This window comes from Tardiphaga sp. 285_C5_N1_2 (genome assembly GCF_052076065.1).
Lineage (GTDB): Bacteria > Pseudomonadota > Alphaproteobacteria > Rhizobiales > Xanthobacteraceae > Tardiphaga > Tardiphaga robiniae.
In genome coordinates, this window is sequence record NZ_CP197241.1 from 716869 (window position 1) to 737166 (window position 20298).

Below are 20298 nucleotides of genomic sequence, written 5' to 3' on the forward strand. Positions count from 1 at the left end.
AGGAGCAGGCCGAGACTTGCTGACAGAGTTCTTGCCGACAGAGTTTACGGGGTTAACCCATGCGCGTTCTGATCGTCGATGATCACCCCATCGTCACATCGGGTTGCCGCGCGGTGTTCGCGGACGATCCGGAGATCGAACTGCTGGAAGCGTCCGATGCCGCCAGTGGGGAGCAGGTTTTCCTGACCGGAGATCCCGATATCTGCATCATCGATATCAATCTGCCGACCGTGTCCGGATATGAACTGGCGCGGCGCATCCTGCTGCGCGACGACACGATGCGCATCATCATGTTCAGCATGAATGACGACCCGATCTTCGCTGCCCGTGCGATCGAGAGCGGCGCCAAGGGCTATGTCTCCAAGACCGGCGACCCACACGACCTGCTGGAGGCCGTCTATGAGGTTGCGCGCGGCGGCGTGTATCTGCCACCGGCGATGGCACGAAGCCTTGCTTTTGCCGGTCCTGCGCTGACGCAAAGTCCGCTGTCGAAGCTGAATTCGCGCGAGATGGAGATCCTGCGACTGCTCGGTGCCGGCAAGAGCCTTGCCGAGATTGCATGGATGGTTCACGCTTCCTACAAGACGGTCGCCAATACATCGTCACTCATGCGGCAAAAGCTCGGCGTCCGCAGCTCCGTCGAACTGGTGCGCTTCGCCATCGAGCGTGGCATCGCCTGACCGGGCGTCCCTGACCGGATATCACCTGTTTCGGCGATGTCGCATCGCTGCCGCACCCAACCTGTAAAGTCATGACCATGCAGACAGTTTCGCTCAATCGATCATATGGCGGCACGCAGGGTGTCTACAAACACGCCAGTCGTGCGACCGGAACTGACATGACATTCTCGGTCTATGTGCCGCCGCATCAGGACGGCGCCAGGCTGCCCGTGGTCTGGTATCTCTCGGGCCTCACCTGCACCCACGCCAATGTCACCGAAAAGGGCGAGTTTCGCGCCGCATGCGCCGAACTGGGGCTGATCTTCGTTGCGCCGGACACCAGCCCGCGCGGTGCCGATGTTCCCGGTGACGCCGACAATGCCTATGACTTCGGGCTGGGCGCCGGCTTCTATGTCGATGCCACCCAGGCGCCTTATGCGCGCAACTATCGCATGTGGAGTTATGTGACCGAGGAGCTGCCGCAGCTCGTGGCCGATCAATTCCCGATCGATAGCGGCCGTCAGTCGATTCTGGGCCATTCCATGGGCGGGCATGGCGCGCTGACCATTGCGCTGCGTCATCCTGATCGCTACCGCGCGGCCAGCGCTTTCGCTCCGATCGTGGCGCCGTCGCAGGTGCCGTGGGGGATCAAGGCGCTGGGCGGCTATCTCGGCGACGACAAAGCGGCGTGGCGAAAGCACGATGCGGTTGCCCTGATCGAGGACGGCGCGCGATTCCCCGAATTGCTGGTCGATCAGGGCGACGCCGACAATTTTCTGGCCGAACAATTGCGGCCTGAACTGCTGCAAAGTGCTTGTAAAAAGGCAGGCATTGCGCTGACGCTGCGCCACCAGCCCGGCTACGATCACAGCTACTATTTCATCTCGACCTTCATGGCCGATCATCTGCGCTGGCACGCGGCGCGGCTTAAAGGGTGAGCAGCGGCTTGCGTTACTGCGGCTGCGGGGCGCCGTAATTCGGTGAGAGCAGGCGGTTGCGCACCAGATAGCTCGTCGCGCGCGACCAGCTTTCGTCGGTGTTGCCGCGCAGGTCAGCGCTCATGGTGGCGACCAGTCGCCCGGTGTGAACATTCCGCAGGGTGATGTTCATATTGAGGATCAGGTTCGAGACCTTCTGTACGAGCCCCGTAATGACAAGGTCGGCACCGATCTGCTGCGCGAGTTGTACGTCACAGCCGCCGCATGCCTGCAAGTTACGGCCTTGCGCCGCAACATTGAGGGATGACATATCCAGCAGCTCGAAACGGCCGGATTGCTTCATCTCCTCGCGAAGCTGGTCGGCAGCATGGAGCAGTCTTGCCTGCTCGTCGCTGCGGCGTCCCTTCACCTCGCCTTCGAGGCTCGTATCCAGCCATTCGAAATTGAACACCGCCACTTTAGGCGCTGCGGCGTGAGCCGTCGCTGTCATCATCAGTAACAGCACGGTGATCGATAGGGCTCTCATCGCGGACCTCGCATCATTAAAATGCAACGCGTCGGCAGAATCCGAGGTTGCAAGCTACGATAATTGGTTCATGTTTCAAGCACGAGACCCTTCACCGGCGCCAAGCCGGGAAGGAGTAGCCGGAGGGAACATGATACGGTGGTTGATCGGCGCGATCAGTCTCTGCGCCGTGACGTCGTCTGCGCTGGCGGCCGAACCGCTGACGATCAGCATCGGTTATCTCGGTCAGGCCGGCATCAAGGCAACTCTTTCGCTGGTCGAATTACCGTCCGAGAACGATGGCATCGCCGGCGCGCGGCTCGCCATCGAGGATAACAACACCACTGGCAGGTTCCTGAAGCAGCAGTTCGGGCTGGAGGAGATCCGTGTGAAGGAGGGCGACGATGTCGCCGCAGCCGCACGCGATCTCGCTGGCCGCAGCACCTTCATCATTGCCGATCTGCCGCCCGATGCATTGCTGCTGGCGGCCGATGCGGTGCGTGACCGCGGCGGCATCCTGTTCAATGTGGGTGCCGCCGACGATCGGCTGCGCGAGGCGGACTGCCGTGCCAATGTGATCCATATCGCGCCGACGCGATCGATGCTGGCGGATGCGCTGGCGCAGTATCTGGTGTGGAAGCAGTGGAAACGCTGGCTGCTCGTGGTCGGTTCGCATGACGACGACCGGCTTGAAGCCGACGCCTATCGCCGTGCCGCCGCCCGGTTCGGCGCAAAGATCGTGCAGGAACGTGTGTTCGAGGACACGGGCGGCGCGCGGCGCACCGATAGCGGCGTCACACTGATCCAGCGCCAAATCCCGGTTTTCACGCAACAGGCACCGGCCTATGACGTCATGATCGCCGCCGACGAGAGCGAAGTCTTCGCCTCCTATTTGCCGTATCGCACCTGGGATCCGCGGCCGGTCGCGGGATCGGCGGGTCTGGTACCGACCAGTTGGCATGCTGCACAGGATCAATGGGGCGCCGTGCAGATCCAGAACCGCTTCACCAAACTGAATGCGCGCCGCATGACAGCGCGCGACATGCAGGCCTGGCTCGCGACCCGCATGATCGGCGAAGCCGCGTCCCGCACGAATTCGGGCGATGGCAAAGCCATTCTGGCGTTTCTGAAGTCGCCCGATTTCTCCATCGCCGGCTTCAAGGGGCAGCGGCTCACCATCCGAGACTGGAACCTGCAGCTACGCCAGCCGATCCTGCTGGTCGACGGGCGCATGGTGATTTCGGTATCGCCGCAGGACGGCTTCCTGCATCAGGTCTCGGAGCTCGACACGCTCGGTATTGATCGTCCGGAAAGCAAATGCAGGCTGCAATGATGATGAACAGATCGAAGATGCTGTGCCGCGTCTGGCTGTGCGGAGCAGCGACATGGCTTGCAACAGCGGCGCCTGCATCGGCCTTTCTCGCTTATGTGTCGAATGAGAAGAGCAACACGGTCTCGGTGATCGACACCGATAGCTGGACCGTCACGGCGACTATCAAGGTCGGTCAGCGTCCGCGCGGCATCGAACTGACGCGCGATGGCAAATCGGTACTTGTCGCGGTCGGCGACGACGACACCATTCAGATCATCGACGTCGCCAGTCAGAAGGTGGTCGACTCGCTGCCGTCCGGTCCTGACCCCGAGCTGTTCACCCAGGATGCCGCCGGCAAGGTTCTCTATGTCGCCAATGAGAACGACAACACGGTGACCGTGATCGATCTCGAAAAGCGCGTGCGCATGGGCGACGTGCAGGTCGGTGTCGAGCCCGAAGGCATGGCGATCAGCCCTGACGGCAAGATCCTGATCAACACGTCTGAAACCACCAACATGGCGCATTTCATCGACACCGCGACGCGCGAGATCGTGGCCAATGTCCTGGTCGACGCGCGTCCGCGCTTCGCCGAATTCAAGCGCGACGGCTCGGAACTGTGGGTGTCCTCAGAGATCGGGGGCACCGTGTCGGTGATCGATCCCACCAAGCGTGTCGTGACCGACAAGATCGAGTTCAACATTCCCGGTCTGCGGCGCGAAGCCATTCAGCCGGTTGGCATCGGCATGACCCGGGACGCCAAAATCGCCTTCATCGCGCTCGGCCCCGCCAACCGGATCGCCGTCGTCGATGCGGCGACCCACAAAGTGATCAAGTATCTGCTGGTGGGCCAGCGGGTCTGGCACATGGCGTTTACCCCCGATGAGAAATATCTGCTGGTCACCAATGGCGTCTCCAACGATGTCTCGGTCATCGATGTCGCTGCGCAGAAAGTCATCAAGACCATTCAGGTCGGCGAATTGCCCTGGGGCATCGCCATGGCACGGCCATGACCACCATCGACACATCCCGGCCTGAACAGGTCGCGCACGACGCGCCGGAGCCGATTGACGCGCCGGCGGTCACACCCGCGCTGTCGGTCGCAGGCATCAGCCATTGCTATGGCCGTCGGCAGGCGCTGTCGGATGTCTCCTTCAATGTCGCGCCGGCGAGTTTCACGGCTCTGCTCGGCCTCAATGGCGCGGGCAAGAGTACGCTGATAGCGCTGATCACCCGGCTGTTCGGCATTCAAACTGGACGGATCAGCGTATTCGGCCACGACATCAGCGATACGCCGAGCGATGCCTTGCGGCTGCTTGGCGTGGTGTTTCAACCACGTACGCTCGATCTCGATCTGTCTGTCATGCAGAACCTGCTCTATCATGCCGCGCTGCAGGGCATCGCGCGGCGCGAAGCCCGGCTGCGCGGCGACGAGGTGATTGCGCGCATCGGCCTTGCCGACCGGGTGAACAGCCGGGTGCGCGATCTCTCCGGCGGACAGATGCGACGTCTCGAGATCGCCCGCGCACTGCTGCATCGGCCGCGGCTGCTGCTGTTGGACGAAGCGACAGTTGGTCTCGACGTGCAGGCGCGCGCCGATATTCTTGCGCATGTCCGGATGCTGGTCGCGGAACAAGGCATCGGCGTGCTGTGGGCAACACATCTGTTTGACGAGATTGCCGCCAGTGACGATCTTGTCGTGCTGCATGGCGGTCATGTGCTCGCGCGCGGTTCCGTGACGCAGATCCTCGGCGAAACCGGCGCGCCCAATTTCGACATGGCTTTCCGGAGCATGACCGAGGCGGCCGACCGGCGCGGGAGGTCATTGTGAGTACGACATTCGTCACGCATGAGCGTCGCAAACTGGGTTTCGGCAATTATCTAACCTGCCTCAACGGCATCCTGTGGCGGGAAGCGCTGCGCTTCCTGCATCAGCGCGAGCGTTTCGTTTCGGCGCTGGTGCGTCCGCTGGTCTGGCTGTTCATTTTCGCCGCCGGCTTTCGGCAGGTGCTTGGTATCTCGATCATCCCGCCTTACGAGACCTATATTCTCTATGAGGTCTATATCGCGCCCGGTCTTATCGCGATGATCCAGCTGTTCAATGGCATGCAGTCCTCGTTGTCGATGGTCTATGACCGCGAGATGGGGAATATGCGGACGCTTCTGGTCAGCCCGCTGCCCCGCTGGTTCCTGTTGGTGTGCAAATTGCTGGCCGGGACAGTCGTCTCCCTGCTGCAGGTCTATGCATTTCTCCTGATCGCATGGTTCTGGGACATCGCTCCGCCGCTCATTGGCTATCTCACCGTTCTACCGGCGTTGATCTTGTCCGGATTGATGCTGGGATCGCTGGGCATGCTGATCTCGTCGCGCATCAAGCAGCTGGAGAATTTTGCGGGGGTCATGAACTTCGTGATCTTCCCGATGTTCTTTGCGTCGTCCGCACTCTATCCTTTGTGGCGCGTGCAGGAGGGCAGCCCGATGCTCTATTATCTCTGCCTGTTCAATCCCTTCACCCATGCGGTCGAACTGATCCGTTTCGCGCTCTATGACAAGGTCAATTGGGTCTCCCTTGCCGTTGTCGCAGGCTGTACCGCCGTCTTCATGATCGGTGCAATCATTGCTTACGATCCCGGCCGCGGCCTTGCCCGCCGGGCACCAGCCGGGGGCGAGACATGAACAGACCGATCGGCGTCATCACAGCACTCTTGTTGATCTGGTCGGGCACTGCGCAGGCCGCCGATCCGCGTTATCCCGACTGGCCGTGCGTTCAGGCCAAGGTGCCGGAAATCTCGCTGGCTGCCGTCTGGGCCGGACCGCCGATCGACGATGTCGCCAGCGCCTGGAAGGACGACGCCGAGGTCAGCGCGCTTGTCGAACGTCTGGCGACACGGCGCGTACCCGTTGAGGAAGCCCAGAAGGCGGTCACGGACTTTCTGTCGCGATCGCCGGACAAGGCCAGGTCAGGCAAACTGATCTTCGCCGGGCTGTTCGACAGCCTGAACGCGCAGCGCGCGACAGTGCTGGCCGGCCTCGAACGCGTCACGCGTAAACAGCGCGAAGCGGCCGATCGGGTCCGCGCCGACACGGCCATGCTGCAGACGCTGCAGAGCGCGTCGCCGCCCGATCAGGCGAAGATCGACGAACTCAACAACAAGCTGCTATGGGAAGCCCGCATCTTCGACGACCGGCGCCGCGTCGTGACCTTCGTCTGCGAGGTGCCGACGCTGATCGACCAGCGGCTGTTCGCGCTTAGCCGCACCATCCAGCAGGAGATGGAATAACATCGCGTGCTAGGGCGTGGACCTATAAAATCGGCTGCTTGGAGTAGGCTCGCTTGATGTCCGCTTGGCACCCAACACTGGCGGAAAGCCGGCTATCCAACGACTTCGCCTTCGCGCCATAGGCGGTCGTCGCGCACCAGCTACATAAACGAGAAGGAGAGACCGCCGTTGCCGACTGTCTCTCTTACGTCCCGGCAATGGCCTAGCGCGATTAGCTTTTTTGAACGGCGGCCGCGGCCTTGCGGATTACCTCGATAACGATGTCGGGCTGAGAGAGCATCGGCACGTGACTGCTCGCCACTTCGGTGACGGTCGCTCCCATGCGCTTCGAGACCCAGCGCTGCAGGTCAGGGTGTACTGTACGGTCTTGCGTGGCCAGAATGTACCAGCTCGGCTTCGATCTCCACGCGATGTCGTCTGCGCTGAGCTTCTGTTGGCGGAACAGATCGTAGACGGGCGCATAATGCGTCGCCCACACGAGTTTCTGGTCTTTCTCGGAAAGATCTCCAGCGAAGAACTCGGTGCCATTCGGAAGCATCCAAGCGCGCCCGTCCGCGACCTCGACGCGAGAGAAAATATCTGACGGGTACTTGTCAAGCTGGTCCTGCACGGTCTCGCCGGCGTCAGGGGCGACAGCTGCGATGTAGACGAGGCCGACTACGCGCTCATCGGTGCCCGAGGCGGTGATGGTCGCTCCACCATAAGAATGACCGACGAGGAGGACCGGGCTGCCGACACGGTTGAGCGTGCGCTTCACCGTCGCCAGGTCCTCTTCGAAGGAGTCCAGGCCATATTGAACCGCGATGACTTCGTGTCCGTCCGCCTGCAATGCAGGAATGACCTTACTGAAGCATGAGCCATCGGCCCAGATTCCATGGCAGAAAACGATGGTTGGTTTGGCTTGCGCAGGCATATTGCGTTCCCTTTTTTTACGAAGTGAGAAGTGGGATTCTAACTCTGACGATTTGCTGGCCGTCTACTCTACGGGGGAGCGATGAAAGGCATTTGAAGACCTAGACCATGGCGTCCAGGGATCTGAACAATGACAGCGGATCTCGCCTTGTATCTGCGAGATCGCTCATTGCGATGGCTAGACTATTCGTTCATAGATGGCCGAATAGATAGAAGTCGTTCGGTTCTTTCGAGATCAAATGTCCTGAATGGCGACGATTTTGGAAAAGACGGCGGGCCTGCTCGCCTTTGTGCGGACGGTTGATGCCGGGTCTTTCGCCGGCGCCGCAAGGTTGATCGGCGCCAGCCCTTCAGCGGTATCGAAAAGCGTCGCGCGCCTGGAACAACGTCTCGGTGTCCGCCTTCTGCAGCGGTCGACGCGCACGCTCAGCCCGACGTCCGAAGGCGCCGCGTACTACGAGCACGTGGCTCCCCATCTGCGCGCTATAGAGGAAGCCGAGGACATCGTGCAGATTCCGGGCAACGTACGTGGCGTGCTTCGGGTCTCCGTGCCGACTACATTTGGGCGTCCGCTAATTTCTGCCTGGTCTGGCTCGTTCCTCGAACGCTACCCAGACATCAAGCTCGACCTCAGCGTCACAGACCGCCGCGTTGATCTGATTCGCGAAGGTTTCGATCTCGCGGTGAGAATCGGAGAATTGGAAGACACGAACTTGATCCGTCGGTCGTTGGGTGTCCTGCAATATGTCCTGGGCGCATCGCCAGACTATCTCCAGCGCCGGGGAATCCCCCGGTCTATCGATGATCTCAAGCAGCATGCTTGTCTTGGCCATTTGCTTGCCGGCCGGCCGCAACCGTTTACTTTTGCCGATGGCACGCGGATCGTTCCGGCTGGCCCCTTCGATAGCGACGACGCTCAATCCTTGATCGAGGCAGTCCTAAAGGGGGTCGGTATCACGCAATTCATGCGCCTGGCGATCGAGGATGACCTTGCGGCCGGACGATTGAATATCGTGCTGCCAGAGATACCCATGTTCACCACGCCGATCCATGTTCTCCACGCGTTCGGACGGCAACTTCCGCTACGAGCGCGCCTGTTCATCGATTTTCTAGTCGAGGCGTTGGGCGTTTGAACTCGCCGATTTTGAATGCGCTACGATAAAGCCGATGCTGCTCAACAAGCAGCGTCGCGTTCCCCGCGTAAATGACGGGGCGCGGCTCGACTGTCCGGCCTCGTCATTTATCCAGCAAGCTTCAAAAGCCTGCGGCGACGATGGTGCGCAGCAGCTTCGCGTTGCTGAAGCCAATATCTTCACGCGTCAATCCCATACGCAAGATCACCAATTTGCGCGAGGGAATGATCGCGATCACCTGACGGAGGTGACCTTGCAACATAAACGTGTCGGCGGGGAGATCGAATCCTTGGCCACGCGCCAACCAAAGCTGTCCACGACCATAGACGGGGCCTTGGCCCTGATCGGACGCTGGGAAAGGTGAGCGCATATAGTCGACAAAGCCCGCCGGCAAAAGCTGTTGGCCGTTCCAATCCCCGCCCAATCGCAAAAACTCGCCGAAGCGCGCCCAATCGTGCGCGTTGGCGTAGAGGAAGCCTTCGCCGAGAAACGTGTCGGCCTCGTCGGCTTCGATAACAGCGCTATTCATGCCCAAAGGGTTGAACAGTCGCTCGCGCGGATAAGACAGAGCCCCCTCGCCAATCGCGTTCTGCCATAGTCGCGTCAGCAGAACGGACTCGCCGGACGAATAGTGAAATGTCGTTCCCGGTGAGGCGACGAGCCTTCGATCCCGCGCGAAAGCCGCCGCATCCCGCACGAGATACTCCATGCGTCCCGGGTCGGTGTGACGCCCCTGATCTTCGTTCCATTCCAGTCCGCCAGACATGGCCATCAGATCGGCGACCGAGATGTCCGAGCGGGCGTCCCCCGCCCATTGCGGAAACAGATGTTTCTTATCGAGCGAAAGTTTGCCGTCCTTGATGGCCAGCCCGACCAGGGCCGCCGTGACGCTCTTGGTCATCGACCAACCCAGCAAGGGCGTTGAAGGGGTGAAACCCTGGCCATAGGTTTCGGCGACGATGCGCCCGTCGTGCACGACAACGATCGCTCGCATGCCCGGACCTTGCAAAACCGGATTGTTCACCGCCGCCTGCAAACGTGCGTTGTCGGATAACTGCACTTTTTCGCCGGTCGGCCAGAGCGTGTCGGCGTCAGTCGTAGGTGAGGGTCGCAGCGCGGCAGGATGATTCCAAGACGTGCCATTCAAGACGTTGGTGCAGCCCCGTCCCTCGACATACTGGGCGTGACGTTTGGCGAAAAGACCGAAAAGACTGGCGTCGACGCTGTGGTCGACGGCGCTGACGTCGATTTTCACGAGGCGGAAGATCGGATGTCCGAGGGCCAGCAGGTCGGTACGCAAGATCGCATCCGCTTCGCGCTTGGCCATGAATACGTTCGAGCAGATGGTCTTCGCCGCAGCAGCGGAGGCGAGCTGTAATTCGTCTTGATGGGCGATGACGATCCAACCGCCAAGCCCCAATATCGCCAAGGCCAAAACACCGACGACGAAACCGAAAAGCCTGAGCGCCCAATGCATGATGTCTTATCCCAGCCAAGGGGAGTTCTTTACTATGGCGCGGAAGATGGTTCCAAGCACGGCCTAATTCGCCTGCGACCGTGGTTCAGGCTGCGCATCCGCCAGCGGTAGATCCTCCAGCTCCCAACCGTCGGTGCCTTCCGGATACCAGACGACATTGCTGTAGCCATAGGACAGCGCGCGCTTTGCGGCATTCCACGACATCCAGCAATCGGCCTGACAGTAGATCACCAGAAGCGCGTCTCGCCGGCCGGCCGATGCGCGCGCGAGACCATCTCGCAGATAGGCCTCGGTCTCGGTGGCCAACCTGCCATAGCCGGTGTCGGGCAGCCACAGGCTGCCCGGAATGTTGTGCCGCGGCTTGTCGCGCCAGACCGTTTCCGGCGGTAGATTGGCCGGCTTCGGCGGACGCGGCATGACATCAATGAAGGCGCCACGTTTGTCGCGCCAGATCGCCTCGGCGTCTTTCGTCGTGATGACGCGTCCGCCTTTCAGCGTCGCCGGCACCGGCGTGCGATAATTGTCGGTGCGATAGTCATCGGGCTCGGGGACGATATCCTGGGCCCGGGCCGACGTGACCATCACCAGTGCCATCGCGAGAAGGATGGCGTAACGCATGGTCACGGCGACTTGGCTGCCGCCTCCGGCCCGATCGGACGATTGTTCTCATCGAGAATGGGAACGCCGAAATCGAGCAGGACCTTGTTGATGGCCGGCTGGTTTTCCTGAATCAGCCGATTGAGCTGCCGCTTCCAGTTCTGATCCGCCGAGCGCACGCCCATGCCGATGCGATAGACGAGCCGGGGCCCGGTGGTTTCTTTGACCAGCGGCGTGACATGAAGCGGAGGATTGGCGTTCTTGGCGTAGAAGCCCGCCATAGGCCCCCACAGGATCGCAGCGTCGATATCACCAGATGTAAGGTCCTTGATCATGGCCAGTGCCGATGAATCGATGCGGGTATCGATCACCAACGGATAGGGCTTCGCATTCACCATCAGGCCGTTGACCGCCATATTGGTGGCCGGCGGCGTCCCCGCCACGATGCCGATATGTTTGCTCTTCAACCTGGCGTCATCCAGCGTCGTGACGTCATCGAGACCGGCGCCGGTCTTCGACACCAGGGCATAGGCCGTCCGGTAATAGGGATTGGTGCCCTGGACGAGGTCGTCGCCCTGCGGGAAGCCCATGATGACATCGCAACGATGCGCGCCGAGAGTCATGCGAACGAAGCCCGTCGCCTGCGGGAAATAGACGTAATCGAGCTTCTTGTTCAGCTTGGCTGCGAACAGCTCGGCGAGCTTGTTCTCCAAACCCTCGCCCTTCTCATTCGAGAACGGCATGTTACGCGGATCGGCGCAAACACGCAGCGACTGTGGATCGACCAGTTCGATCGAGAGATCGTCGGTCGCAGCAGTCTGGCCAAGCGCGGTGCATAGGCCCTCAAGCAACAGCGCACTCGCAAAGAGCGACGTGAGTAGCGCGCGACGTTTTCCGGATCGTTCCGCTCGGTGCTGCATGCGCTACCTGCCGTTCACATTTGATGGGTGACACGACAAAAACCTAGGCCTCTCGTTTTAAGCGTGCAAGATGCAATGGGGCGCTTCCGATGTTGCGCCGCACTTTCCGGGTGATTGCAGGATCGCTGCTTCCCGGGGTGATATGGAGATGCAAATGACATCTCGCCTTGCGATGCATGCAGCGCTCATCATGCTGGCAATGGTCGCATCTGCTCGCGCACAACAGCAGACTTTGGCGATCAGTGAAATCGCACCGGGTGTTTTCATGCATCAGGGACGCATTGCCTTGATGTCGTCGGACAATGACGGCGCCATCGCCAATATCGGCGTCGTGATCGGCGAGCAGGCTGTTGCCGTGATCGACACCGGGGGCAGCGTGCGGGAGGGGCGACAATTGCTGGCTTCTATCCGCGCGCGCACAGACAAGCCCATTCGCTACGTCATCAATACCCATGGTCATCCCGACCATATGTTCGGCAACGCCGCCTTCGTCGCTGACGGAACCGAGTTCGTCGGCCATATTAGGCTGCCGCAGGCACTGGCTGCACGCGGGCAGTATTATCTCGACGCATTCAGGCGCAGCATGGGCGACGCACTGATCGATGACGTCCGTATCGTACCGCCAACCCGGCTCGTCGATGGAGAACTCGTCCTCGATCTCGGCGGGCGCACACTTATCGTGAAAGCCTGGCCCACTGCCCATAGCGATAGTGATGTCACGGTATTCGACACGGCGACGAAGACGTTGTTCGCTGGAGATCTGGTCTTTCTCCGCCATATTCCAGTGCTCGATGGCAGCATCCAGGCGTGGCTTAAGCTGCTGGACGATCTCGCGGCGCTGCCGGCCGAACGCGTCGTTCCCGGCCATGGTCCAGTGAGCGATTGGCCGCAAGCCCTCGCCGGCGAACGCCGGTATCTCGAAACACTCGCGGCCGGTATCCGCAAGGACGTCATCGACGGCAAGCCGATCGCGGCAGCTACGAAACACGCGGCGGAAGCCGAACGCGGCAAATGGGAGCTTTTTGACGACTATAACGTCCGCAACGCAACTGCAGCATACTCACAATTTGAATGGGAATGACCGCTGGTTGGGTTAGTATCAAGCGTGTCGCTTCTTCCCTTGCGAGGGCCGTACCATGCCGGAATTTGCAATCCGCAGCGTCTGTGCCGCCATCCTGCTGAGCGCTTTCCTCAGTCCGCATTCTGTGTCCGCGGCCGGTCCGGAGCCTTACGATCCATGGCCGGGGCTGGTGCAGGATATTTTCGACAGCCGACCGATGGAAGACGGCAGCAACCTGATCGCACTCGAGATGCCGACGCGCGCGGAGGATGCTGCCATCGTGCCGGTGACGTTGCGCCTCAAGCCGACATTCGACGCGCGCCCGCGGGTGGTGACGATCACGCTGGTGATCGACCAGAACCCGGCGCCTATGGCCGCGAAATTCAAGCTCGGGGCCGACGCAAATGTCTCGGAGATTTCAACGCGTGTCCGGATCAACAATTACACCAACGTCCATGCCGTCGCGGAGACCAGTGACGGCAAACTCCATGTGGTGCAAACCTATGTGAAGGCGTCCGGTGGCTGCTCTGCGCCGGCGGCGAAGAATGCCGAAGAGGCCAAGAGCCGGTTGGGCCAGATGCGCTACAGGGAGTTTGCCGGAGCGCAAAACGAGGAAAAAAGCGGTACGCGCGAGGCGCAGGTCATGATCGGCCACCCCAATAATTCCGGCCTGCAGATGGATCAGGTCTCGCAACTCTATATTCCCGCCCTCTATGTCGACCGGCTCCAGCTATGGCAGGACAACAGCCCGGTCCTGTCGGTGGAGGGCGGCATCTCGATTTCCGAAGACCCGAATATTCGATTCACTTACGTCTCAAATGGCGCAAAGACGTTCCGCGCCGAGGCCAAGGACACCGACGGGCATCAATTCAGGCATGAGTGGAAGGTCAACGGCTCCGGCATGTAGCGCAGCGCATCATGCGGATAGCGCTAGAAGCAGCGCACTTCAGCCTCGGCCTGGGCGCGCCTGACGTCGTTGATGGCGCTGTTAGCCTGCTCCGAGGTCCGGAACTGGGCGCTCAGATTGCCGCGCACCTGCGACATGCTCAGCGCCGTTTCCGCCGTGATATAGCGGGTATAAGGCACCAGCGACGCCACGACATCGATCGAGCACGAGCATTGCTCGATCGACTGCCGGGTCTCGCCATTCGCTTTCATGCAGCCGAAGACATATTCGGCGCGCGCGGAGGTCGGATAGTCATTGACCTCCGCCGCCCTTGCCGACCCCGACAAAACGGCAACGGCCGCAAACGTGACCAAATATCCTGTCATTCGATCGGGTCCCACGAGAGCCTCGCAAAGCTGGCGAAGACGACTGGCAAACTATACTAAGAAAACGAAACGGCTCAATAAGCCGAACAGATATGGAGGGGACATGTCACGCGCATCTCTATCGATGGCTGTCATACTGCTGCTCATCGCAGGCCATGCTCATGCCCAGGGCAAAGCCGGCAAGGGCATCCGGCTCTGGAACCTGACGACATCGACCATTACCGGGTTCCAGCTATCCCCGGCCGGAAAGCAGCAATGGAGCGCCAATCTGACACTGGCGGACAAGGATAAGGAAGTCGATCACGACGAGCGGCTGCGCATCACGGGGATAGAGCCCGGCAATTACGACGCCAAGGTCAGCTATTCCGAGGCGCGCCAGTGCGTGGTCAGGAATATCGAGATCAAGGCCGATGCGGTATTCTCGATTGCGGACAAGGACCTGCAGGACTGCAACAAGTAACGATCATGCCTTGTCATGGCTATGCGGATATTCGCAGCGCCACTTCACCGCGGTCCATTTCGGGTGTTCGCCGATCCACTGGGCGATGTAGGGCGGCGCTGCCATGGCGCATTGATGCAGCGAGAAGTCTGCCGTGAACGACAGGTTCCGCTCTTCGCAGGTGTTCGGCGACATTACCGCGCAGACTGTCAGGACCAGATTGATCATATTCATGTCGGCATCCCAGATCGTTCACCGGACGATAACATCTGAAATACGCGCCCGTCAGCGCGAAGTTTCGGCGATTTCCAGGCTAAAAATTGATCCCGTAAACCAGACGGGCCTGGTGACGCTCGAAATTGACCAGATCCAGCGTCGATCCGGGCACTTCGGAGCGGCCCCACACTTGCGTGCTCCAGCTGGCAGTCAGTCGTGATCGGTCCGAAAGCTGGACATAGGCGGTTGGCCCGACGAACAGCGCCTGACCAGCCAGTTCGCCAAGGCCGATCCCTTCATATCGGCGCATATAGCGCGCCTCGCCGCCGAGAAGGATGCCGGGGCGCACCTGCATCATGACGCCGAGCGCCGCTCCGATGCTCGCCTCGCGTTCCCGCGTTCCGGTATCGACATAGCGCGTCCATTCCGGCTGATAGATCAGATTGAGTGCCGCAACAGCAACGTCAGGGACGATCTCTCGATCGAAGGCCAGCGTGAGCCCAGTGCCGTAGCTCCTGACCCGCGCTGCGCTCGTTTCGTCGATCCCGTTGAACTGCGTGTCGATCGCGAGCGTCATGCCGATGGGGGCCGTCTCGCGATCGAGAAATCTGTAGCGAAAGTCCAGCGATGCCCCCTGCCAGGCAAGCGTGCGCTGATCGGCGAATCCGGGAACGCCAGTGATCCGATGGGCCGAGAAACTGCTGCCGATCTCGATGCGAATGTCCTTGGCGGGAACGAACTCCAGTTCGAATTCCTGCTCGCCCGCGCGATAGCGACCGCCGGATTTGCCGAATCGCCCGGTCGTCTCGCTCTGGAATTCCCGCTCGCCCACCCGGCCGACATCACTGCCGATCATGAAGCCGAAAATATGCTCGGTATCGATGTCACCGGCCTGAGCGCTCGCCACGGCCAGCGTGCTGAATGCAAGAATCGCCGCGTAGACTGTTCTGACGCCGCGCTGCACCTGCATCCAATCCTGTCATCGAAGAGAGACGTATATATAGAGATAACGCACCGCGCGAGCCTAGCCGAAATTGGCTCAGCCGCGAAGACGTCTCTGCGATTGACTTGAACATCGCACCAGGATCGGCATGCTATACGCATGCGGCGCGCCGTTAGTGCCAATAGTCAGGGAAGGATATGTCCATGGCGAGACTCCTGGTCCTCTACAAAACACCGAAGAAGCCCGCAGCCTTCGACAAATACTATCAATCCGTACATATCCCGCTGGCAAAGAAGATTCCGGGGCTGAGACACTATGGCGTCAGCACAGGGGACGTCACAACGCCGACGGGTGACAGCGATATTCATCTGGTCGCCGCGCTGGATTTCGAAACGGTTGCGGCGCTCAAGCTTGGCCTCGCCTCGCCGGAAGGGCAGGCCGCAGCAGGCGATCTCGCGAATTTTGCGGATGGCGGCGTAGATCTTCTGATCTTCGACACGAAGGACGCCTGATAGCCGCAACGCGGGTTCAGCGGCCTCTGCCCGGCTCACAAACCGTAGTCTGCGAGCCGGGAGAGATCGATCAAGACGATCAATCTGTCACTTACGGGCCGCGCAGGCGTACATGTTAATTTCCATGCCGACCTGCACTTCCACGATCTTCGGAGTCTTCCAGCTCATTTTGGTCTCCTCAGAGTTTGCGCGATGATTGCGCCGCCGCACGATAAGCAGTGAGGCGGCCTCTTTCAACTTAACTCCTCAGGTTGCGGCGCAAAATGTGCAGGCAACCGAAGTGTAACTACACTTCTTCGGTGAGAGCAGGCCGCTGATGGCCGTGATGCGCCTTGTGTATCGCGGATGGAGCCACGCCAAAATACTTCCGGAACACGCGACTGAAGTGCGAGGAACTTGAGAAGCCCCAGGAAAATGCGACGTCCGTGATCGTCTTTCCGTTCTGCGCTTCCAGTTCCTGCCGGCAATTCTGCAGCCGCGCCTGCCAGATATAGTCGCTGACAGTTATCCCGCGGTCGCTGAACAGCATATGCAGATAACGTTTGGTGCAATGCAATGCGGTCGAAATCTGATCGATGCTGAGCTCGGGGTCGCGCAAATGTTCCCGAATGAAACCCTGCGCACGGACATACATGGCTTCCGGCCCGACACGATCAAGCGTCATGTCGACTTCCCGCAGCGGCAACAGCAACAGATCAATCAGTGAATCGGCAACACCGATGGCACTGTTTGGCGATAGTCTGGTCGCTTCGTGGAAAGCGGCCTGTACGAATTCGTGTGCGATGCGCCCGGTGCCGGCGCGCGCCGACAGTTTGCAGGCGGCCAGATTTCCCGCACCGAGGCCGCGCTCATGCAGCAACTCCTTGGGCACGATCACGACGTCATGGCGTGTAAAGGCCGGGCTGACGATGGTATGCGGGCACGACACATCATAGACGAGGCAATCGCCGGGCCCGATATCGATCCGGCGACTGTCCTGTTCGAAATGCGAAACGCCATAAGTTTGGAACACGATCTTCACGTAGGGATGATCGCTTTGCCGAATTCGCGGGGCTGCGTGGCCGATTCGATGCTGGCTCGCCTCGATGTGACACAATTTCAACCGCGAAACCGATGTGCAGCTGATCAGTGCATCGAATGTGGATGCTTCCAGCGGATCGATGTCAAATCGCCCGCACAGATCGGTCAGGGCATCCGACCAAACCTGGATCTGCCTTGTCGGCGTCAATCCGGATGTGCTGAGAGAACTAAGCGTATCGGACATGAACAATTCACCGATGAAAGGTCATCACGTAACAATTCGTCACGAGACGGAACTATACTTACAGAACGAAGCACATATCGAACGAAGCACATATGGAAAAATGTGCGAAACAATATGTAACGGCACAGCCCGCAGCTCGTGAATTGTGGTCAGAGTAACTCACTTCTCCTTGTCGATCCTCTGACTCGATACCAGCCCCGTCAAGTGAAACATCACCCTTAGGTCGCAGTGCGGCGATCCGTGTGCAGTGCGAAAGGCGTGGGCTTTCCAGATACCGTTCAGGTTTTTCGTCAATGTACGAGAAAATTATCTTGCGCGGGTTCTCTGTCGAGCAAGCCTGCTTCGCTCTTGGGCAAGTATGCAGCAGCGGATCTTGCTACTCATAGAAACCAAAATGAAGCTGGGCCGCTTGACGAGACCCGGCATTATGTCTGGGAGGACATCACGATGCGAAAGGTGCTGCTTGCGACCTGTCTTGGCACAATGGCGGCCTCTGCCGCAGGCGTTGCCATCGCCAATGATGAACTGACAAAGATGGCGCAGAACCCGAAAGACTGGGTCATGCCAGCGGGCGACTACGCCAATACGCGCTATTCGAAGCTGAACCAGATCACGGCGGCTAATGTCGGCAAGCTGCAGGTGGCTTGGACCTTCTCTACCGGTGTGCTGCGCGGCCACGAAGGCGGTCCGCTGATCATCGGCAACATGATGTATGTGCATACGCCGTTCCCGAACAAGGTCTACGCAATGGACCTGTCGCAGGACAACAAGATCGTCTGGAAGTATGAACCGAAGCAGGATCCGAACGTCATTCCGGTGATGTGCTGCGACACCGTCAATCGCGGCGTCGCCTATGCGGACGGCAAGATCTTCCTGCACCAGGCCGATACCACGCTGGTCGCACTCGACGCCAAGACCGGCAAGGAAGTTTGGACGGTCAAGAACGGCGACCCTGGCAAGGGTGCAACGGGCACGTCGTCCCCGCTCGTGGTCAAGGATAAGGTCCTGATCGGCATCTCGGGCGGCGAATTCGGCGTTCAGTGCCACATGACCGCCTATGACCTGAAGACCGGCAAGCTGGCATGGCGCGCCTTCTCGGAAGGACCGGACGACCAGATCATGGTGGATCCGGAGAAGACCACCGCACTCGGCAAGCCCGTCGGCAAGGACTCCAGCATCAAGACGTGGCAAGGCGATCAGTGGAAGATCGGCGGCGGCTGCACCTGGGGCTGGACCTCCTACGATCCGGAGCTGAACCTCGTCTATTACGGCTCGGGCAATCCCTCGACCTGGAATCCGAAGCAACGGCCGGGCGACAACAAGTGGTCAATGACCATCTTCGCGCGCGATGCCGACACAGGCATGGCCAAGTGGGTCTATCAGATGACTCCGCATGACGAATGGGACTATGACGGCGTCAACGAAATGATCCTCAGCGATCAGCAGATGAACGGCCAAAACCGCAAGCTGCTGACGCATTTCGATCGTAACGGCCTCGCTTACACCATGGACCGTGTCACCGGTGAATTGCTGGTTGCCGAAAAATACGATCCGAAGGTGAACTGGACCACCGGTGTCGACATGAACAAGTCGTCGCCGACCTATGGCCGTCCGAAAGTGGTCGATCAGTACTCCACCGAGAAGCAAGGTGAAGACGTCAACACCAAGGGCGTCTGCCCGGCGGCACTCGGCACCAAGGATCAGCAACCCGGAGCCTATTCGCCGGATACCCAGCTGTTCTATGTGCCGACCAACCATGTCTGCATGGACTATGAGCCGTTCAAGGTGAACTACACCGCCGGCCAGCCTTATGTGGGTGCGACGCTGTCGATGTATCCACCTCCGGGCGAAACCCATATGGGCAACTTCATTGCCTGGGACAACAAGACCGGCAAGATCGTCTGGTCCAACAAGGAACAGTTCTCGGTCTGGTCGGGGGCGCTCGCCACTGCCGGTGGCGTGGTGTTCTACGGGACGCTGGAAGGCTACCTGAAGGCGGTCGATGCCAAGACGGGTAAGGAACTCTACAAGTTCAAGACTCCGTCCGGCATCATCGGCAACGTCACCACCTACGAAAACAATGGCCGGCAGTATATCGCCGTCCTGTCAGGCGTCGGCGGCTGGGCCGGCATCGGTCTCGCAGCGGGTCTGACGGATCCGACTGCCGGTCTCGGTGCCGTCGGTGGTTACGCAGCCCTGACCAACTATACCGCACTCGGCGGCGCGCTGACGGTCTTTGCACTCCCACAGTGAACTGACGCATCAGTCACCGGCGCATGGCTTCGTCCATGCGCCGGTCTTTTCTGAAATCGCATGTCGAGGACAAGCTATTGCGTCACATCTGGTCTGTCATTGCCACGATTGTTGTCGTGGCCTCCGGGAATACGAGCTTCGCCGAGAATGCCGGCGATCCGAAAGCCGTTAAATCCGAAGACGGCAAGTATTTGGACAAGGAGGGCAATCCGACCTTCAACGTTTCCGCCGATGGCACCATCGACTGGTACACATATTCGGGTTACCGGCGCTATCACTCGGAATGCCACGTTTGTCATGGCCCCGATGGGATGGGATCGACCTACGCACCGGCACTGAAGGACTCGCTGAAAACGATGAGCTATGGCGACTTCCTCGGCGTTGTCGCCAGCGGCCGCAAGAATGTCAGCACGTCGCAGGAAAGCGTCATGCCGGCCTTTGGCGATAACACCAATGTCGCCTGCTACATGGACGATCTCTACGTCTATCTGCGTGCGCGCGCCAATGATGCAGTCGGCCGCGTCCGCCCGGGCAAGCGCGAGGAAAAGCCCGCAGCCTATACCGAGGCCGAGAGCGCCTGCATGGGGAAACCGCACTAATGCGGATCG

24 protein-coding genes are annotated in these 20298 nt (G+C 60.1%); 14 read left to right on the forward strand and 10 right to left on the reverse strand.

What is annotated here, in order from left to right; genetic code table 11:
- Window positions 1-59: 59 nt before the first annotated feature.
- Together AB7951_RS03335 and fghA are read left to right on the forward strand one after the other, a co-directional pair.
- Window positions 60-680 (forward strand): response regulator transcription factor, encoded by a 621-nt coding sequence (locus AB7951_RS03335; protein WP_068734560.1) that lies wholly within the window; start codon window positions 60-62, stop codon window positions 678-680.
- A gap of 71 nt (window positions 681-751) precedes the next feature.
- Window positions 752-1597, forward strand: coding sequence for an S-formylglutathione hydrolase (fghA, locus tag AB7951_RS03340; protein WP_120287039.1), 846 nt, complete (start codon window positions 752-754; stop codon window positions 1595-1597).
- A gap of 13 nt (window positions 1598-1610) precedes the next feature.
- Here the strand turns inward: fghA and AB7951_RS03345 are convergent, their stop codons facing one another.
- Entirely contained in the window at window positions 1611-2123 is a 513-nt protein-coding gene (locus tag AB7951_RS03345; protein ID WP_439059823.1) for a DUF3280 domain-containing protein, read from the reverse strand.
- A gap of 130 nt (window positions 2124-2253) precedes the next feature.
- On the opposite strand from AB7951_RS03345, the gene AB7951_RS03350 reads away from it, so the two are divergent.
- From AB7951_RS03350 to AB7951_RS03370, 5 genes are read left to right on the forward strand one after another with little or no spacing between them, the layout of a single operon-like run.
- A complete protein-coding gene (locus tag AB7951_RS03350) occupies window positions 2254-3435 on the forward strand; it encodes an ABC transporter substrate-binding protein (protein ID WP_120287038.1) in 1182 nt (393 codons plus the stop codon).
- Window positions 3436-3452: 17 nt separating this feature from the next.
- Window positions 3453-4424 (forward strand): YVTN family beta-propeller repeat protein, encoded by a 972-nt coding sequence (locus AB7951_RS03355; protein ID WP_199711998.1) that lies wholly within the window; start codon window positions 3453-3455, stop codon window positions 4422-4424.
- On the forward strand, window positions 4421-5242 hold the full coding sequence (locus AB7951_RS03360; protein WP_120287037.1) for an ATP-binding cassette domain-containing protein: 822 nt from the start codon (window positions 4421-4423) through the stop codon (window positions 5240-5242). The genes AB7951_RS03355 and AB7951_RS03360 overlap by 4 nt, the downstream gene beginning before the upstream one ends.
- Window positions 5239-6087, forward strand: coding sequence for an ABC transporter permease (locus AB7951_RS03365; RefSeq protein ID WP_120287036.1), 849 nt, complete (start codon window positions 5239-5241; stop codon window positions 6085-6087). Before AB7951_RS03360 ends, AB7951_RS03365 begins: the two co-directional genes overlap by 4 nt.
- A complete protein-coding gene (locus tag AB7951_RS03370) occupies window positions 6084-6692 on the forward strand; it encodes a hypothetical protein (protein WP_120287035.1) in 609 nt (202 codons plus the stop codon). The genes AB7951_RS03365 and AB7951_RS03370 overlap by 4 nt, the downstream gene beginning before the upstream one ends.
- Window positions 6693-6903: 211 nt before the next feature.
- Here AB7951_RS03370 and AB7951_RS03375 read toward each other — a convergent pair whose 3' ends face one another.
- On the reverse strand, window positions 6904-7605 hold the full coding sequence (locus AB7951_RS03375) for an alpha/beta fold hydrolase (RefSeq protein WP_120287034.1): 702 nt from the start codon (window positions 7603-7605) through the stop codon (window positions 6904-6906).
- 247 nt (window positions 7606-7852) lie between these two features.
- Between AB7951_RS03375 and AB7951_RS03380 the strand changes: the two genes are divergently transcribed.
- Window positions 7853-8737, forward strand: a complete 885-nt coding sequence (locus AB7951_RS03380; protein WP_120287033.1) for a LysR family transcriptional regulator — start codon at window positions 7853-7855, stop codon at window positions 8735-8737.
- A gap of 121 nt (window positions 8738-8858) precedes the next feature.
- On the opposite strand, the gene AB7951_RS03385 is transcribed toward AB7951_RS03380, so the two are convergent.
- From AB7951_RS03385 to AB7951_RS03395, 3 genes are all read right to left on the reverse strand, one after another.
- Entirely contained in the window at window positions 8859-10214 is a 1356-nt protein-coding gene (locus tag AB7951_RS03385) for a serine hydrolase domain-containing protein (RefSeq protein WP_120287032.1), read from the reverse strand.
- Between the two features lie 63 nt (window positions 10215-10277).
- The gene (locus tag AB7951_RS03390) at window positions 10278-10832 is read right to left on the reverse strand and encodes a PQQ-dependent catabolism-associated CXXCW motif protein (RefSeq protein WP_120287031.1); all 555 of its coding nucleotides are present in this window, start codon (window positions 10830-10832) and stop codon (window positions 10278-10280) included.
- A gap of 2 nt (window positions 10833-10834) precedes the next feature.
- Entirely contained in the window at window positions 10835-11731 is an 897-nt protein-coding gene (locus tag AB7951_RS03395) for a substrate-binding domain-containing protein (RefSeq protein ID WP_120287030.1), read from the reverse strand.
- A 154-nt stretch (window positions 11732-11885) separates the two neighbouring features.
- Between AB7951_RS03395 and AB7951_RS03400 the strand changes: the two genes are divergently transcribed.
- Window positions 11886-12812, forward strand: coding sequence for a quinoprotein relay system zinc metallohydrolase 2 (locus tag AB7951_RS03400; RefSeq protein WP_120287990.1), 927 nt, complete (start codon window positions 11886-11888; stop codon window positions 12810-12812).
- A 55-nt stretch (window positions 12813-12867) separates the two neighbouring features.
- On the forward strand, window positions 12868-13698 hold the full coding sequence (locus AB7951_RS03405) for a quinoprotein dehydrogenase-associated SoxYZ-like carrier (RefSeq protein WP_120287029.1): 831 nt from the start codon (window positions 12868-12870) through the stop codon (window positions 13696-13698).
- A gap of 23 nt (window positions 13699-13721) precedes the next feature.
- Here the strand turns inward: AB7951_RS03405 and AB7951_RS03410 are convergent, their stop codons facing one another.
- Window positions 13722-14063 carry a hypothetical protein gene (locus AB7951_RS03410; RefSeq protein WP_120287028.1) on the reverse strand — a complete coding sequence of 114 codons (342 nt, stop codon included), beginning with the start codon at window positions 14061-14063 and terminating at the stop codon, window positions 13722-13724.
- A 103-nt stretch (window positions 14064-14166) separates the two neighbouring features.
- Between AB7951_RS03410 and AB7951_RS03415 the strand changes: the two genes are divergently transcribed.
- Window positions 14167-14523 (forward strand): hypothetical protein, encoded by a 357-nt coding sequence (locus tag AB7951_RS03415; RefSeq protein WP_120287027.1) that lies wholly within the window; start codon window positions 14167-14169, stop codon window positions 14521-14523.
- 3 nt (window positions 14524-14526) lie between these two features.
- Here AB7951_RS03415 and AB7951_RS03420 read toward each other — a convergent pair whose 3' ends face one another.
- Window positions 14527-14736 (reverse strand): hypothetical protein, encoded by a 210-nt coding sequence (locus AB7951_RS03420; RefSeq protein ID WP_068734580.1) that lies wholly within the window; start codon window positions 14734-14736, stop codon window positions 14527-14529.
- A gap of 79 nt (window positions 14737-14815) precedes the next feature.
- On the reverse strand, window positions 14816-15688 hold the full coding sequence (locus AB7951_RS03425) for a hypothetical protein (RefSeq protein WP_439059822.1): 873 nt from the start codon (window positions 15686-15688) through the stop codon (window positions 14816-14818).
- A gap of 176 nt (window positions 15689-15864) precedes the next feature.
- Between AB7951_RS03425 and AB7951_RS03430 the strand changes: the two genes are divergently transcribed.
- Entirely contained in the window at window positions 15865-16173 is a 309-nt protein-coding gene (locus AB7951_RS03430) for an EthD family reductase (RefSeq protein WP_120287988.1), read from the forward strand.
- A gap of 87 nt (window positions 16174-16260) precedes the next feature.
- Here the strand turns inward: AB7951_RS03430 and pqqA are convergent, their stop codons facing one another.
- A complete protein-coding gene (pqqA, locus tag AB7951_RS03435) occupies window positions 16261-16341 on the reverse strand; it encodes a pyrroloquinoline quinone precursor peptide PqqA (RefSeq protein ID WP_081421972.1) in 81 nt (26 codons plus the stop codon).
- 118 nt (window positions 16342-16459) lie between these two features.
- Window positions 16460-17437, reverse strand: a complete 978-nt coding sequence (locus tag AB7951_RS03440) for a helix-turn-helix domain-containing protein (protein WP_175366350.1) — start codon at window positions 17435-17437, stop codon at window positions 16460-16462.
- Between the two features lie 447 nt (window positions 17438-17884).
- Between AB7951_RS03440 and xoxF5 the strand changes: the two genes are divergently transcribed.
- Both xoxF5 and AB7951_RS03450 read left to right on the forward strand, forming a co-directional pair.
- Complete coding sequence (gene xoxF5, locus AB7951_RS03445; RefSeq protein ID WP_093757023.1) at window positions 17885-19690, forward strand: lanthanide-dependent methanol dehydrogenase XoxF5; 1806 nt, start codon at window positions 17885-17887, stop codon at window positions 19688-19690.
- 107 nt (window positions 19691-19797) lie between these two features.
- The gene (locus AB7951_RS03450) at window positions 19798-20289 is read left to right on the forward strand and encodes a c-type cytochrome, methanol metabolism-related (RefSeq protein WP_231081034.1); all 492 of its coding nucleotides are present in this window, start codon (window positions 19798-19800) and stop codon (window positions 20287-20289) included.
- Window positions 20290-20298 lie beyond the last annotated feature (9 nt).

Bases quoted from the DNA above. Each gene is read 5' to 3' on its own strand.
- AB7951_RS03375 (WP_120287034.1), bottom strand. From the start codon at position 7,605: ATGCCTGCGCAAGCCAAACCAACCATCGTTTTCTGCCATGGAATCTGG.
- AB7951_RS03390 (WP_120287031.1), bottom strand. From the start codon at position 10,832: ATGCGTTACGCCATCCTTCTCGCGATGGCACTGGTGATGGTCACGTCG.
- AB7951_RS03440 (WP_175366350.1), bottom strand. From the start codon at position 17,437: ATGTCCGATACGCTTAGTTCTCTCAGCACATCCGGATTGACGCCGACA.
- AB7951_RS03425 (WP_439059822.1), bottom strand. From the start codon at position 15,688: ATGCAGGTGCAGCGCGGCGTCAGAACAGTCTACGCGGCGATTCTTGCA.
- fghA (WP_120287039.1), top strand. From the start codon at position 752: ATGACCATGCAGACAGTTTCGCTCAATCGATCATATGGCGGCACGCAG.
- AB7951_RS03360 (WP_120287037.1), top strand. From the start codon at position 4,421: ATGACCACCATCGACACATCCCGGCCTGAACAGGTCGCGCACGACGCG.
- xoxF5 (WP_093757023.1), top strand. From the start codon at position 17,885: ATGCGAAAGGTGCTGCTTGCGACCTGTCTTGGCACAATGGCGGCCTCT.
- AB7951_RS03345 (WP_439059823.1), bottom strand. From the start codon at position 2,123: ATGAGAGCCCTATCGATCACCGTGCTGTTACTGATGATGACAGCGACG.
- AB7951_RS03410 (WP_120287028.1), bottom strand. From the start codon at position 14,063: ATGACAGGATATTTGGTCACGTTTGCGGCCGTTGCCGTTTTGTCGGGG.
- AB7951_RS03355 (WP_199711998.1), top strand. From the start codon at position 3,453: ATGCTGTGCCGCGTCTGGCTGTGCGGAGCAGCGACATGGCTTGCAACA.
- AB7951_RS03370 (WP_120287035.1), top strand. From the start codon at position 6,084: ATGAACAGACCGATCGGCGTCATCACAGCACTCTTGTTGATCTGGTCG.
- AB7951_RS03335 (WP_068734560.1), top strand. From the start codon at position 60: ATGCGCGTTCTGATCGTCGATGATCACCCCATCGTCACATCGGGTTGC.
- AB7951_RS03395 (WP_120287030.1), bottom strand. From the start codon at position 11,731: ATGCAGCACCGAGCGGAACGATCCGGAAAACGTCGCGCGCTACTCACG.
- AB7951_RS03350 (WP_120287038.1), top strand. From the start codon at position 2,254: ATGATACGGTGGTTGATCGGCGCGATCAGTCTCTGCGCCGTGACGTCG.
- AB7951_RS03415 (WP_120287027.1), top strand. From the start codon at position 14,167: ATGTCACGCGCATCTCTATCGATGGCTGTCATACTGCTGCTCATCGCA.
- AB7951_RS03380 (WP_120287033.1), top strand. From the start codon at position 7,853: ATGGCGACGATTTTGGAAAAGACGGCGGGCCTGCTCGCCTTTGTGCGG.
- AB7951_RS03400 (WP_120287990.1), top strand. From the start codon at position 11,886: ATGACATCTCGCCTTGCGATGCATGCAGCGCTCATCATGCTGGCAATG.
- AB7951_RS03420 (WP_068734580.1), bottom strand. From the start codon at position 14,736: ATGAATATGATCAATCTGGTCCTGACAGTCTGCGCGGTAATGTCGCCG.
- AB7951_RS03405 (WP_120287029.1), top strand. From the start codon at position 12,868: ATGCCGGAATTTGCAATCCGCAGCGTCTGTGCCGCCATCCTGCTGAGC.
- AB7951_RS03430 (WP_120287988.1), top strand. From the start codon at position 15,865: ATGGCGAGACTCCTGGTCCTCTACAAAACACCGAAGAAGCCCGCAGCC.
- pqqA (WP_081421972.1), bottom strand. From the start codon at position 16,341: ATGAGCTGGAAGACTCCGAAGATCGTGGAAGTGCAGGTCGGCATGGAA.
- AB7951_RS03385 (WP_120287032.1), bottom strand. From the start codon at position 10,214: ATGCATTGGGCGCTCAGGCTTTTCGGTTTCGTCGTCGGTGTTTTGGCC.